The sequence below is a fragment of the Rohdeia mirabilis genome, from assembly GCA_007750655.1.
In the GTDB taxonomy this organism is placed as follows: domain Bacteria; phylum Planctomycetota; class UBA1135; order UBA1135.
In genome coordinates this window covers 2260698-2274531 of sequence record CP036290.1, presented here as the reverse complement: position 1 = coordinate 2274531, position 13834 = coordinate 2260698, and the positions used below count along the sequence as shown (strand labels likewise).

Genomic DNA, 13834 nt, shown 5'->3' with positions numbered 1-13834 from the left:
ACGGCCACGGGACCCGGGCGCGCCCGCCGGGATCAGCCGAGCGGGCGCCCGTCCACGCGCGTGATCGCCACCACGCTGGGCCGCGGGATCCCGCTGTCGTCGTGGGGCCAGGTGCTCGTGGGTTCGACGAGCCCCCCGCCTCCGCCCGGGTGCTGGACGGAGAGGAACAGCGTGTGGCCCTCTTCCGCCAGGCACGGCCCGGTCAGCTCGCACCCGATCGGCCCCGTCGCGAACCGGGTCGGCCGCCCGCGCCGCGCGCCGCCCGTGGGGACCGCGTAGACGGCGTCGTTCACGCCCAGGGTCTTCGGCTGGCCGTCGGTCGCGATCCACAGGTTGCCGTGCTCGTCGATCGCGACGTTGTCCGGGCACGAGACGGCCGTGCCCTCGGGATCGCGCGCGCCGCCGTAGGAGACGTGCGGATCGGACTCGTCGGCCGGATCGCCGCAGACCATCAACAGCGACCAGCCGAAGCGCGTCGCTCCCAGATCGCCTCCGCCCTCGAGCAGCTCGAGCACCTGGCCGTGACGGTTCTGCGCCCGCGGATTGGCCGCGCCGTCGCCGGCCGCACGCTTCTGGTTGTTCGTCAGACAGACGTAGACGGCGTGGGAGAGCGGGCTGACCTCGACGCCCTCGGGCCGGTCCATGGGCGTCGCGCCGACCAGGTCCGCCGCCGCGCGGGTGTGGACGCAGATGTCGGCCTGGGTCCAGCCCTCGAGCGGCCCCTTCGGGACCAGCGGCACCCACTCGCCGGTGCCGTCGACCGACAGCCGAGCGACGTACAGGGTCCCGCGCTGCAGCAACGTCTGGTTCGCCGCGCGATCGGTCGGGTCGTGAGTGCCGTCGCTGACGTACTTGTAGAGGTACTCGAAGCGATCGTCGTCGCCCATGTACACGACGAGGCGACCGTCGTCGGCGAGCGCGCACGCGGCTGCCTCGTGCTCGAACCGGCCCAGTGCCGTGTGCTTGACCGGCACGGACTCGGGATCGAACGGATCGATCTCGACCACCCAGCCGAAGCGGTTCGGCTCGTTCGGTTCGACGGTCAGGTCGAAGCGCGGATCGTGGGCGTACCAGCCGTAGGCCTCCTTCCCGGGCGTGATGCCCGCGCGCGCCAGGCGTGCGACCAGGTCGGGATCCTCGAGCTCCTCGACGCGGCCGAAGTACTCGTCGTAGTTCTCCTCGCAGGTGAGGACCGTGCCCCACGGCGTGCGTCCCCCGCCGCAGTTGGCGAGCGTGCCGAGCGGCCGTCCACCGCTCTGGTCCGCGTTCGTCACGAGCAGCGGCGAACCGACCGCCGGTCCGTCGAAACGAAGCGGCGTCGAGCCGGTGATGCGGCGGTTGTAGCGCGAGTCCGCACGCAACCTCAGGACGCCGCCCGGGCCGCGCTCGAGGTGGGCGATCGTGTGCCCGTGGGCCTCGAGTTCGATGTGGAAACGCTCGGTGGCTTCGGCCGCGTCGCGGGCGGGCTCGACGAAGAGATCGCGCTCGGTGACGTACTCGTGGTTCGTGCACAGAAGGCCCTCGCCCTCGTCCGCGAGCGGGAAGTACGCGTTGAAGTCGCACCCGAAGCCGAACTGTCCGCGCTGGGCCGCGGCGGACTGACGGCGGTGGTCGAACGCGGGCGCGCCGGGGACGATCGGATCGCCCCAGCGCAGGACGACCTGGGCGCGGTGCCCCTTCGGAACGGCGAACGTGTCGGCGGTCGACGCGGGCACTTCGTCGAACCGGAAGGGGTCGACGTCGAGCGCCGGTCCGAGGCTCCGGGCCGATGCGCGCCGCGTCGCGAAGGGCAGGGCCAAGAGCGCCGCGGCCATCACGTCCCGTCGGCGATAGCGCCGGGCGACGAGTTCGGTGAAGGTCGGTCCGGGACGCGCCGGATCGCGCTGGTCGTGCGTGGTGTTCATGGTTCGGTGGGCGAGCGCACGTCGCGCTGCACGCGCGATTGTGCGCTCGGAAGGCGTGGGGAGCGGACGTTCGCGCGGATCAAACTCCCGTCAATGCGGTGGGACCCGGAAGAGGACCTCGCGGAGCCGGGACCGCTCGCTCCCGAGCCCGTACCATGCGCCCATGCAGGCCCGAACGACCAGCGACGCGCGCACGGGGATCGCGCGCGCCCGAGACCAGCACGCGAGCGCCACCGACGTCGCCGGCCGGGCGAACCTGCTCGCGGTCCTGGGCCCGGGGATCCTGTTCGGGATCGGGCTCGTCCTGTTCACGCGCGCTCACGGCCTCGACTGGCTCGCGTCGCCGACGCACGCGCCGCTCGAGCTGTGGCTGATCGCGATCTTCGGCACGATCGCGAGCGTGTGCGGCGTGCTCGACTGGCGGTACCACCGCGCCGGCCATCGAATCGTCCCGACCCTCGAGCAACGCGCCGAGTCGTTCGCGCTGGTGCTGGGCGGCGCACCGCTCTTCGTGTTCATGGCCGTGGCCAGCGTCGCGTCCACACCGCGGCCGTGGATCCTGGCCGCCTCGGCCGTATCGCTCTACACGGCCGGCGCGATCGTGTTCGACGAAGTGCGCTTCCACCGCCGCTGTTCGAGCTACGAGACCCTGCTGCACCGCGGACTCGTCGGCGGCAACGCGATCGCGTACCTGGCCTGGCTGTCCTGGTGCCTGGCGCGGTCCGATGGCGCTTGAACCCGTGGCGACCGGCGTCGCGGCCAACTCGACGGGGCGTCGTGCGGGCGCGCGGATGGCGGCGCACGCTGGGACCACGACGGTCCAGCACGCGGGCACGTCCAGCGTCGACGTCGCGCACCTCCCGGCGGCGAGCGACCTGTGGAACGCGGCGCACGCGCTCTTGGAGCACGACTCGGGCGGTCTGACCAGCGCGATCCCCACGGCGGCGCGCGGTGGATTCGGTGGCGGCGCACGCTGGATGGCAGACGCGCTGCGCGTCGCGTCGGAGCGCTCGGTGAACTCGGTGAACTCGGAGGCCAGCGACGCCAGGTCGGTGCCGGCGGCGTCGAGCGCCGTGAGTTTCGGACGCCTCGGTCTCGTCAAGTACGGACTCGCGGTCGGCGCGGGGGCTGGGCTCGCGGTCGCGCTCCGACTCGTGCTCGGCCCGTTCGCGAGCGGTCCGGTCTCCAGCACCGCGCTCGCCCTCGTCGCCTTCGTCCTCGGCTTCTACGCGGTCGAGTCCCGCCTCGTCTTCGTGTTCCCGTTCGCGCTCGAGGGCTCGCAGCACCCGTTGCGCGACTCGAACGCGCGGGTCGCAAGGGCCGGCGTCGTCCACGCATTCGTGACCGTGATGGCGATCGCCGTGCGCATGGTGGTCGGTGGCCCGACGACGTTCACGCGCCGTTGGGCCACCGGCTGCCTGGCCGTCGTCCTGTGGTACGACGCCGTTCGCCCGAGGACGAGGACGGGCGTGCGATGACGCGCCTCGACCTGCGGACCGAACCTGTCGTCGGCACCGAAGGCACGCGCGGCATGGGCGTGCTGTTCCTGTCCGACTGGCACCTCGGCTGGCCGTGGACGCGTTCGCTCGCTCGCGAACTCGTGCGGGTCGCCCGCGCCGCGCGCCCGGACGCCATCGCGCTCGGCGGCGACTTCGTCGACCACCGCCACGCCGTCCCGACGCTCGAGCGCACGGTGCGCCTGCTCGCGCGCGTCGCCCCCACCTGCGCCATCGCGGGCAACCACGACCACGCGGTGGAGCGGGGCACGCGCCGCCGGGTGGTGCGCGAGGCCTGCATCGCGGGCGGCGCCACCTGGCTGGAGGACGGACCGCTGCGACTCGGCGATCTGACGTTGGCCTGGTCCCGTGACCTGCCCGTCGCCCAGCCGCGCGAGACCGTGGTGTGCGTGGCCCACGCGCCCTCGGAAGTGCCGGCGGGCTGCCACTTCCGCGCGGCGGTCGCGGGGCACCTGCACGGCGGACAGGCGATCCTGTTCACGCGCGCCGGGCGCCACTTCCCCGGCGTGCTGCTCTCGCGCTGGTGCGGCGACCGGTTCGAGACGAGTGCCGGTCCGTTGATCGTCGGGCGCGGCTGCGGCGACAGCCTGCCGCTGCGACTGCGGTGCCCGAAAGAGGCCGTCCTCCTGCGCTTCGAATAGGTCCGCGCGAACGCCGTGCTAGCGTGTGTCCGATCGTGTCGAAGGGAACAGTCAACGCAGCCGTGTCGGAGCGCCGTGGACGGGCGCGCGCGCTCGGCCTGGGCCTCTTGGCCGTCGCCGCCACGCTCGCGTACCGCGTGTTCTCGACGACCGCGCTGGACGAGGACGGCCCCGGGCTGGTGCGCGACGTCACACTGCACACGGACTCGCTGTTCTCCTACTACCACGTGGCCTACGGCGCGTTCGGTCGCCTCGTCGCTCGCGGCCTGGACGGGCACGTGCTCTCAGCGCTCCTGTGGACCTCCGCCGGTGCCGCCGGCCTGTGCATCGCGTTGTTCGCGCGCGCGGCGCTCCACGTCGGCGGCGTCGTGCGCTGTGTGCTCGCCACCACGGCCCTCTTCGCATCGGCGGGCCTGTGGACTCAGGCCACGCGCGTCGAGGTCCACGCGATGCAGGCGGTCGGCGCCGCGGCCCTGTTGGTCGCCGCGACTCGGCACGTCGGAACGGTGAACGTGCGCGGAGCCGTTCTGCTCGCGCTCGCAGCCGCGCTCGCGCTGCCGTGCCATTCGTCGAACCTGCTGCTCCTGCCGGGGGTGTGGTGGATCGCGGCACGACGCGGCGACCGCGAACTCACGGTTCCGCTGCGCAACGCCGTCCTCGCCGCAGCGGCGCTCGCCACCGGCGCCGCCGTCGGGTGGTGGATCAACTCGTTGTCGACGATGAGCGGCGAGTCCGGACCGACCGGGAACGTGCGCTACCTGGTCGAGCACTACTTCACGGGCTTCTCGACCGCACACCTTTCGAACGAGCTCCTGATCCCGTGGGGCGTCGCGCTCGTGGTGACGGCCGCGCTGGTGCTGCGCACGCTCGTCCAGCGCCTGCGCGAGAGCGACGGACGTCCCACCGCCCGACTCTTCCTCCCCTTCTTCGCGGCCGCGCTGCCGGGGCTCGCCTTCTTCCTCGTCTACGGCATTCCGACCAGCGGCGGGTACTTCGTGTCGCCGGTCGTGTTCCTCCTGGCGGGCGCCGCGGCGATCGGGCCCGACCCGCGGGGCGCGGCCCTCGTGCCGGTCGAGCGAGTGCGCGTCGCTGCGCTGGCACTGGGCATCGCCGCCGCCGGAGCGTTCGGTGTGCACGCCGTCCTGACCGCTCCCGCGCGGCTCGCGAACGAAGCGATCGGCGACGCGCGCTTCGACGCCGTTCGCGCGCTCGCGCCCGCGGGCGGCATCCTCGTCGGTGCCCACCTCGACCTGCAGCTGATCAACGGCCGCGATCCACGTTTCACGCACAGTGAAGTGGCCGAGGCGCTGACGCCCGCGATCCTCGGTGGTGCCCCGCCCGAGCGCTTCGCCCGCCGCTTCGCCCGGCTGGGAACCGAGATCGGCGCGAGTGGAACGACCATCGTGATCGACCGCGGGTGGATGGACCTCGCGGCGCAGTACCCGCCGTTCACTGCGTACATGCAGGCGATCGAGGCCGCGATCGGCGAGACGTACGCGCTCGAACCGGCGCAGTGGAACGGCCACCCGTACCTGGTCGGGAGGCCGCGGACGGGCGTCGCGAAGCCGCCCGGAGCTGAGGACGAGGTGGGCGGCGACTGAGCGTCGAACGCCACGCATCTCCTCCGTCCGGCCCCTACTCCATCCGATACGTCTCGTCCGTCGGCGTCAACGGGCGCTTCATCCACAGGGGCCGGCGCAGGCCACCAGGTCCGGGCGCGGGCTTCGTCAGCTCGAGCCACTCCTCGAAGACCGCGCGGCTCTTGGCCGTGTCCACGAAGATGTCGCCGTAGCGATCGCTCGCCTGCGCCGGTTTCACGTTCACGAGCTGGTGCCAGCACTGCATGCCGCTGACGGGGTCGGGTTGCACGCAGAAGGTGAGGTTCTGGTTCACACCGACCTCGTTCCACCACACGCGTTCGCTGTCGGGATCGGGGCTCGAGCTCGGGCCGGCGCCGCCCTTCTGACGGAAGCCGAACGTGGTGCCGTCGCGCACGATCTCGACCATCGAGCTGGCGCGCTTCTGGCCACCGACGTCCTGGAACTTGCGCCATCGGCCCACGTGGTGCGAGCAGCCGACGATGCCGGGGTGGATGCCTTCGGTCTCCCACACGCGCACGACGAAGTGACCGATGCGCGTCGCGACGCGCGCCAGTCCGCCGTCCGTGAGCCCGAGCAGTTCGAGGTCCTTCGGATGCACCCACAGAGGGTTCGTGTGGCTGATCTCCTGCAGCCACTTCGCGTTGCCCGAGCGCGTGTGGATCAGCGTGGGCAGGCGGAACGTCGGCAGGAGCACACGGTCGCCCGCGGGCTCGTCCAGGTGGCTGTGGTGCACGTGGCTCTGGATGTACCCGGGCACGCCGGCGCCTTCGTGACCCCAGGCCTCCATGTCGGGGACCCAGAACTCGAGTCGCCCGGTCGGCGTGCCGAAGCCGCGGCGGCGCGTGCCGTCCTCGGCTTCGAAACCGCCCTTCTCGACCACGTCGGCGAAGCGTCGCTGGCCCGCGTAGGGCACGTCGAACGCACCGAACTTGCGCATGTACCCGAGCGGGTCCAACTGGTGCTCGGCCGCGCGTTCGGCCAGTCCGGGCACGTTCGAGAACACGTCCCCGAAGTACTCGTCCATCGTCACCGGCTGGCCGGGACGCTGCTTACTCTCGAACCACTTGGCGATCCCGAGAGAGCCGTCCGGGTCGATGCGCCAGGTCAGGTCGATCCAGAACTCCGACTCCTCCCAGACCTGACCGGGGTTCGAGTCGTACGTGCGGTTCACGCGCTTGCCGTTGCGCTCGTCCATCACGCGATTGACCGGCTGGCGGAAGCCGATCCAACTGCCCGCGTGGGTCTCCTGACTCATCACGTCGTGGCGTTCGGACGCGACGCCCATCGGCAGCACGTAGTCGGCCCACTGCGCGGTCTCGGACCAGATCGGCGTCAGCGCCACGTGGCAGCCGATGCGGTTCTCGTCCTCGAGCATCTCGATCCACGTGCACCCGTCCGGATTGGTCCAGACCGGGTTGTAGACGCGCGTGAAGTAGACGTCGATCCTCGAGTCCTGGCGCTCCAGAAGGTGCGGCAGGATGAAGCTCATCTCGTAGTGCGCGAGCGGGTACTCGCGCGGCCAGTGGCGCTCGTTCCAGCGGCTGATCTTGGGCGGGTTCTCCGACGGCGTCGGCACGAACTTGTCCCAGCCGTTCGGGTTCACGCCGCCGGGCGTCCCCACCGACCCGGTGAGCACGTGCAGGAACACGAGGCTGCGCGCGATCTGCCAACCGCCCAGGTTCCCGCTCGCCGCGTTGCGCCACAGGTGACTCGTGAACCGGGAACCGGCGCGCTGGATCTCGTCGGCCAGCGCCGTGACCGTTCCGGCCGGGATGCGGCACTCGGTGGCGACGAAGTCGTCGGTGTAGCGCGCGTACATCGCGCGCGTCAGCTCGAGGAAGCGCTCGAAGGTGCCGGGGCCGTCGGCATCGGTGTCGTCGAGGTACTGCTTCCAGTTGGTCCAGGTCCGCACGTACTCGCGGTCGATCGCGGGCTTGCCGTCGAGCAGCGTGCCGTTCGCGTCGCGCTCGAGCAGTTCGCGGGCGATCCCGAGCAGGAGCGCCGCCTCGGTCCCCGGCCAGGAACTGATCCAGTGGTCGGCGTGGCTGGCCGTGTTCGACAGGCGCGTGTCGATCACCGCCAGGCGCATCCCCCCTTCCTTGGCGGACATGATCCGCTGGGCGTGGGGATTGAAGTAGTGGCCCGTCTCGAGGTGCGCGGACAGGAGCAGCGCGAACTTCGCCTCGCTGTAGTCGGGCGACGGGCGGTCGGCGTGGAACCACAGCGTGTAGCCGACGCGCGCCGACGCCGAACACACGTTCGTGTGGCTGTTGTGGCCGTCGATCCCCCAGGCCTGCAGCATGCGCAGGACGAAGTTGTCCTCGCCCGGACGACCGACGTGGTAGACGACCTCGTCCTGACGCTCCTCGAGGAACGCCTTGCGGATGCGGCCGCCGATGTCGTCCAGCGCCTCGTCCCAGGTGACCGGTTCGAACTGGCCGCTGCCGCGCGGACCGACGCGACGCAGCGGCGTCAGGATGCGCTCGGTGTCCTCGACCTGGTTGATCGTGGCCGGGCCCTTGGCGCAGGTCCGCCCGCGACTGCCCGGGTGCACGGGGTTGCCTTCGAACTTCTGCGTGCGGCCGGTCTCCTTGTCGACGTACGCGAGCAGGCCGCAGGCCGATTCGCAGTTGAAGCAGATCGTCGGCACCAGGCTGTAGTGCCGCTCGACCTTCTTCGGCCAGGCGTTCGCGTCGAGCTCGGTCCAGTCGTCCCAGCGTTCGGGCGGCGGTCCGACGCCGAGCTCCCAGGGACTGGTGCGCGTGGCGGGGCCGTTCGCTCCGTTCGTTCCGTTCGTGTTCGACATGGCAGTGGTCAGGAGATGGGCAGCGCCTGGCCGGCGCGCACGAACAGATCCTCTTCCGAGGCGACGCCGACGAGAGCGAGCAGCGCCGCCCCCACCGCGAGGAGCGGAACACCCGGGATCAGGCACAGGAGCACCGGCGCGGCGATCCCGAGTCCGACCCCGACCGCCCAGTGACGGAAGGCGAAGGGCCCGCGTTCGATCAGGGCCTGGACGCGGTGGTACTCGTGCTCGCGTCCCTTCGGCGCCAGGAAGCGCTCGGCGAGCATGAACGCGAGGTGCAGAGCGAGCCAACCGACGAGCAGCGTGCGCAACGTCTCGAGCTCGCCGCTCGGCAGGACGAGCGGCTCGACCAGGATCAGCACCGCGGTGCCGGCCAGACCCGCTTGGACGACGAGGTGCGCCCACAGTCCGCGACGCATCCACAGCACGCGGCCCTTGCTCTGTCCGAACAGCCAACCGGTGTAGCAGGCGGCGAGCGCGGCGAGGAGGCAGGTGGCGCCCGCGAGGACCGACAGCAGCGCGCCGGTGGGCACGAGGTCGAACAGTCCCAGCACGAGGCAGAGCGACGCGAGCGCGCCGTACCCCATCAGCAGGTACGTCCCCTTCACCAGCCACGACGAGAAGTTCGGTCGCAGGAGGATGTAGAGGAAGCGGTCGGGCCGCTTGAGGTCGAGCACGAGCAGCGCGCTGGTCGCGGTCAGGAACAGGAGCCCGATCGCGGCCGCCACGGCCAGTCCGGTCGCGCTCGGCATCGGCAGGAGACCGAAGAGCGCCGGCAGCAGCAGGGCGAGGAGCGCGCCGGCGGCGATCGACTTGGTGAGCAGGTAGCCCGAGATCTTCCACCCCCACAGCGCGGTGTGCTCGGCGTCGTAGGTGGTGCGCGGCACGCTGGCGGTCGCGGCGGCGCGCTGTTCCATCGCCGCGAACTCCGACGCCGCCATGTCCATGCCCGGACGGCGGTTCGACCACAGGTAGCCGCGGTCGTTCGTGGTCGCGGTCGGATCGAGGTTCTCGGCCGCCGCCGCCACGTAGTGCACGTTGGGCTTCGTCGCGGCCTCCGGCTTGCGCACGGTCGTCGCGCCGCCCGCGACGATCTTCGACACGACGCTGGTCGGGTCGTCGAAGTCACCGGGGACGATCGCCTCGGTCGGACACACGACGGCGCAGGCGGGCGCGAGGCCGACCTCGGTGCGGTGCGCGCAGAAGTGACACTTCTCGGCCGTACCGCTCTCGTCGTTGATGTACAGCGCGTCGTACGGACAGCCGTGCATGCAGCTCTTGCAGCCGATGCAGGCCTCCTTGTCGAGGTCGACGATCCCGTCGGCCAGACGCTTCTCGAGCGCCCCCGTCGGGCAGATCGAGACGCAGGGCGCATCGGTGCACTGGTTGCACCGCATGACGCTGAAGCTGCGCTTCACGCTCGGGAACTCGCCCTTCTCCGTGTACTTGACCCAGGTGCGGAAGGACCCGACCGGGACGTCGTTCTCCGACTTGCAGGCGACCGTACAGGCGTGGCAGCCGATACAGCGCGACTGATCGATGACGAATCCGAGTTGCATGCGGGGGGAGCGCGGACGGGGTTCGCGGGACCGTCGAACCGGACGCCTAGGCGTGCGGGGCGACGAGTTGGGCAGGCTGGGCCGGATCGAGGGCGCCGGCCGAAGGGTGCTGCTCGAACGGCACCACCTCAGGGCGGGGCGATCCGAGGCAGCGGTCCTGGGAGGCGTGGATGGTAGCGCGGTCGGGAGCGTGGGATCGGACTCCGCGCCCGAGCGGACGGAACACGAGCGGCAGGAATGCGAAAGCGCGCGCGCTCAGCAGGAGACCGCCTGGTCCTGGGAGAAGACGGTGCGTCGGTGTTCACCCCCCGGCACGCGTGCGCCCGGCAGCGCCAGACACTCGACGAGGTGCGCACCAGCGGCGACCACGGCACCGTCCATGACGACACAGCGCTCGAGGCGCGCTCCGTCGCCGACGATCGCTCCGGGCGCCGTGAAGCCGTCCAGTCCCCGCGACGTCATCACGTGCAGGTTGAGGTCGAGCAGGTCGGCCGGCAGCGACAGGTTCAGGTCGCGCTCGACGACCGGCGCGGGCAGCAGCTTGTAGCCGTTCTCGATGAAGATCTGGATCGCGTCGGTCAGCTCGTACTCGTCGCGCAACGCGGTCCGCGGCGTGCGGCGGATCGCGTCGAAGACCGTCGTGTCGAACAGGTACAGACCACAGCCCTTGAGGTTCGTGGACGGATGGCGCGGCTTCTCGACGACGCGCGACACGAAGCCGTCCTCCCCCACGGCGACCGTGAAGTTGCGGCGCAGGGCTTCGGGATCCGGTTCGGGCTTGACCGCCAGGACGCCGCTCACGCCGTCCTGCCGGAACATCTCGAGCATCGAGTCCAGGTTCGTCGTCTCGAAGAAGATGTCGCCGAGGAACAGGAGGAACGGGCGATCCACGTGCCGCTCGAGCTGGGCCACCGCGTGCGCGATGCCGAGCATGCTCTCCTGCTCGACGTAGCTGAGCCGCACGCCCAACTTCGAGCCGTCGCCGAGCGAGGTCACGATCTCGTGCCCCAGGTGGCCGATCACGATCGTGATGTCCTTCACCCCCATCGCCCGCATCGACTCGATCTGCCAGACCATCAACGGCTTGTCGAGGACGGGCAGGAGCGGCTTGGGGAAGGTGTGGCTGAAGGGGCGGATGCGCGTCCCCTTGCCGGCGGCCAGGATCACGCCGACCACGTCGGACCGTTCGTTCGAGTTCATCGCGGTGAGAGGTTCCGGTCGGAGTGCTTGAGTGTGGAGCGAATCGTGGCGCGGGCCAGGTGCGCCCGTGCCCGTTCGAGTCGAGAGGTGCGTCGGTGGAGCGAGTTCAGGGCGCCGGTGCGTCGGGCAGGTACTGCTCGACCTTCGCGACGTAGCCGGCGGCGCTGCGCAGGATGTCCTGCACCTGTTCGTCGCTGACCTCCTTGACGATCCGCGCCGGGACGCCGACCACCAGCGAACGCGGCGGGATCACGGCGCCCTCCTTCACGACGGCACCGGCGGCCACGATCGACTCGTCGCCGATCTCGCAGCCGCCGAGCAGGATCGCGCCCATCCCGATCAGGCAGCGGTCCCCCACCCGCGCGCCGTGCAGCACACAGCGGTGACCCACCGTCGTGCGCACGCCGATGCGGTTCGGCACACCGGGATCGGCGTGCACCATCGTGAGGTCCTGGACGTTGCTCTGTTCGCCGACGACGAGCGCCGCGTCGTCGCCGCGCAGGACGGCTCCGAACCAGACGCTGGCGCGCGCCCCGAGCGTGACGTCACCCGTCAGCGTCGCGTTCGCCGCGCGCCAACCGCCGCCTTCGACGGGGAGCATCAGGCCTCGGCGCGGGAACTGGGTCACGGTGGATGCTTGGCCGAATTCGGTGGGGATGGACGGCGAACGGACGCGTCGAGTGCGACCGTTCGTGGGGCCCGGACAGCGCTACAGGGGCGTCCAGGCGCCCGACGCACCGTCCAGGTGGAGCGCTGCGACGAGGACCGCGCCATTGTAGAGGGCGTGCAGCACGACGCAGGGCAGGACGCGCTGGGTGCGCAGCCGCAGCTGTCCCGCGAGAGCACCGAGCACGAGCTGCGCGCCCAGTGCCCCGACGCCGCCGACGCTGGCGCCGAAGAGCGCGCACAGCCAGATGCCGCCGCGTTCGGAGAAGTTCTGCGCGAGGAGCGGGAGCAGGAAGCCGCGGAAGTAGAGCTCGAACACGAGCGGCAGCCCGACCAGCACGAGCGCCAGCGCGACGGGGTCTCCGCCCAGCGCGGCCGCGGCGGTGCCTGCGAGCGGATCGGCGCCGACGACCCGCGCCCAGACGAGGCCCACGCCCAGAACGGCGGGCGCACCGAGCACCAGCAGCGCCACGGCCGCCGCGTGGTCGCGCGGTCCGCCGGGGCCGGTGAGCCCGAGCGCGCGCCAACCTTCGGGATGGAGGGTGCGCGCGGCGTGCCAGGCCACGACGAGCGCCGCGGTCAGGCCCGCCGGAATCGCCCAGCGCTCGGCGACGTCGGGTGCCGCGAACGCCGAGACCGCCCAGCCGACCGCGGCGGCGACGAGCACCGAGACCAGCGCCTGCGCGAAGCCCCAGCGGGCGAAGAAGACGTTGCGCCCGGGTCGGATGGCGTGCAGTGCACGATCCGCGATCGGCACGAGACAGAGCGCCGCGGCCAGCAGCACGAGTCCCGTCACCAACTCGGGCGACAGGGCTCCCTGCGACCCCGCGGCCTGCGTCGCTCCGGCCCCCTCCTGGAGCGCCGGAAGAATGGCGTCGCTGGGGTTCACGCGTCGTGCGCTCCGCTCTGGCTCGCGGTGCCCGATCCGGCGATCCGGCCGTCCATCGGCGACGACGCGTTCGCGTACAGCCGCCGCGGGATCCGTCCGGCCAGGTAGGCCTGGCGACCGGCGACGACCGCGTGGCGCATGGCGACGGCCATCCGCAGCGGGTCGTCCGCCGAGGCGATCGCCGTGTTCAGCAGCACGCCCTCGACCCCCAGTTCCATGGCGAAGGCCACGTCGCTCGCCGTGCCCACACCGGCGTCGACGATGACCGGCACGTCGACGAGCTCGCGCACGATGTGGATCGCATTGGGGTTCAGCACCCCTTGGCCGGAACCGATCGGCGAACCCGCGGGCATGACGCAGGCCGCGCCCGCTTCGGCCAGGCGCACGGCCAGGCGCGGATCGTCGGAGGTGTAGACGAAGACGCAGAAGCCGTCGTCGGCCAGGCGCCGCGTCGCTTCGAGCGTGCCGATCGGATCGGGCAGCAGCGTCTTCTCGTCGCCCAGGACCTCGAGCTTCACGAGCGGCGTGTCCAACAGGTCGCGACTGAGCTGCGCCGTGCGGATGGCCGACTCGGCGTCGAAGCACCCCGCCGTGTTGGGCAGGATCGTGTAGCGCGAGCGATCGATGTGGTCGAGCAGGCTCTCGCCCTTGCTCGGGTCGAGGTTCACGCGCCGCACCGCGACCGTCACGCAGTCGCTGCCGGACAGCTCGAGCGCGAGACGCGTCTGTTCGAACGAGGCGTACTTGCCGGTGCCGACCAAGAGGCGCGACGCGAATCGGTGTCCGCGGACGACCAGGTCGTCGTCGCGCGTGGCGGCCGCTTCGGCGGCCTCGATGGAGCTGGGCTGGGTCATGGAACGTCTCGTCGGTGCTGTGCGGGAGCCTGCGCCGGAGCGAACCTGGCGCGGCCTCGAGTGGCTCTGTTCTGGGGTGGCGCCGTTCTTCCGTTCGCGTCGACCGGCCGTGGCGCCGCGCCGGTCCGAAGGCTGTGTTCGCGGCGCGCCGGCCGGCGGAGGTGGCCTCCGCGAACGGACCCGGCGTTCGCGCCCGG

11 protein-coding genes are annotated in these 13834 nt (G+C 71.5%); 4 read left to right on the top strand and 7 right to left on the bottom strand.

Annotated elements, in window-relative coordinates; all coding sequences use genetic code 11:
- Window positions 1–32 precede the first annotated feature (32 nt).
- Window positions 33–1904, bottom strand: a complete 1872-nt coding sequence (locus Pla163_RS08480; protein WP_145186500.1) for a PhoX family protein — start codon at window positions 1902–1904, stop codon at window positions 33–35.
- A 163-nt stretch (window positions 1905–2067) separates the two neighbouring features.
- On the opposite strand from Pla163_RS08480, the gene Pla163_RS08475 reads away from it, so the two are divergent.
- From Pla163_RS08475 to Pla163_RS08460, 4 genes are read left to right on the top strand one after another with little or no spacing between them, the layout of a single operon-like run.
- Window positions 2068–2640 (top strand): hypothetical protein, encoded by a 573-nt coding sequence (locus Pla163_RS08475; protein ID WP_145186497.1) that lies wholly within the window; start codon window positions 2068–2070, stop codon window positions 2638–2640.
- The gene (locus tag Pla163_RS08470) at window positions 2630–3382 is read left to right on the top strand and encodes a hypothetical protein (protein ID WP_145186494.1); all 753 of its coding nucleotides are present in this window, start codon (window positions 2630–2632) and stop codon (window positions 3380–3382) included. The genes Pla163_RS08475 and Pla163_RS08470 overlap by 11 nt, the downstream gene beginning before the upstream one ends.
- Complete coding sequence (locus Pla163_RS08465; protein ID WP_145186491.1) at window positions 3379–4062, top strand: metallophosphoesterase; 684 nt, start codon at window positions 3379–3381, stop codon at window positions 4060–4062. Before Pla163_RS08470 ends, Pla163_RS08465 begins: the two co-directional genes overlap by 4 nt.
- Window positions 4063–4097: 35 nt before the next feature.
- Window positions 4098–5663: a protein O-mannosyl-transferase family gene (locus Pla163_RS08460; RefSeq protein WP_145186488.1), complete on the top strand. Its 1566-nt coding sequence runs from the start codon at window positions 4098–4100 to the stop codon at window positions 5661–5663.
- Between the two features lie 34 nt (window positions 5664–5697).
- On the opposite strand, the gene Pla163_RS08455 is transcribed toward Pla163_RS08460, so the two are convergent.
- From Pla163_RS08455 to Pla163_RS08430, 6 genes are all read right to left on the bottom strand, one after another.
- The gene (locus Pla163_RS08455; RefSeq protein WP_145186485.1) at window positions 5698–8469 is read right to left on the bottom strand and encodes a molybdopterin-dependent oxidoreductase; all 2772 of its coding nucleotides are present in this window, start codon (window positions 8467–8469) and stop codon (window positions 5698–5700) included.
- A gap of 8 nt (window positions 8470–8477) precedes the next feature.
- Window positions 8478–10028 carry a 4Fe-4S dicluster domain-containing protein gene (locus Pla163_RS08450; protein ID WP_145186482.1) on the bottom strand — a complete coding sequence of 517 codons (1551 nt, stop codon included), beginning with the start codon at window positions 10026–10028 and terminating at the stop codon, window positions 8478–8480.
- A 255-nt stretch (window positions 10029–10283) separates the two neighbouring features.
- Window positions 10284–11228 (bottom strand): sugar phosphate nucleotidyltransferase, encoded by a 945-nt coding sequence (locus Pla163_RS08445; RefSeq protein WP_145186479.1) that lies wholly within the window; start codon window positions 11226–11228, stop codon window positions 10284–10286.
- 106 nt (window positions 11229–11334) lie between these two features.
- Window positions 11335–11856 carry a gamma carbonic anhydrase family protein gene (locus Pla163_RS08440; RefSeq protein WP_419186464.1) on the bottom strand — a complete coding sequence of 174 codons (522 nt, stop codon included), beginning with the start codon at window positions 11854–11856 and terminating at the stop codon, window positions 11335–11337.
- 81 nt (window positions 11857–11937) lie between these two features.
- Window positions 11938–12783 carry a CPBP family intramembrane glutamic endopeptidase gene (locus Pla163_RS08435; RefSeq protein WP_145186476.1) on the bottom strand — a complete coding sequence of 282 codons (846 nt, stop codon included), beginning with the start codon at window positions 12781–12783 and terminating at the stop codon, window positions 11938–11940.
- Window positions 12780–13637 carry a thiazole synthase gene (locus Pla163_RS08430; RefSeq protein ID WP_145186473.1) on the bottom strand — a complete coding sequence of 286 codons (858 nt, stop codon included), beginning with the start codon at window positions 13635–13637 and terminating at the stop codon, window positions 12780–12782. Before Pla163_RS08430 ends, Pla163_RS08435 begins: the two co-directional genes overlap by 4 nt.
- Window positions 13638–13834 lie beyond the last annotated feature (197 nt).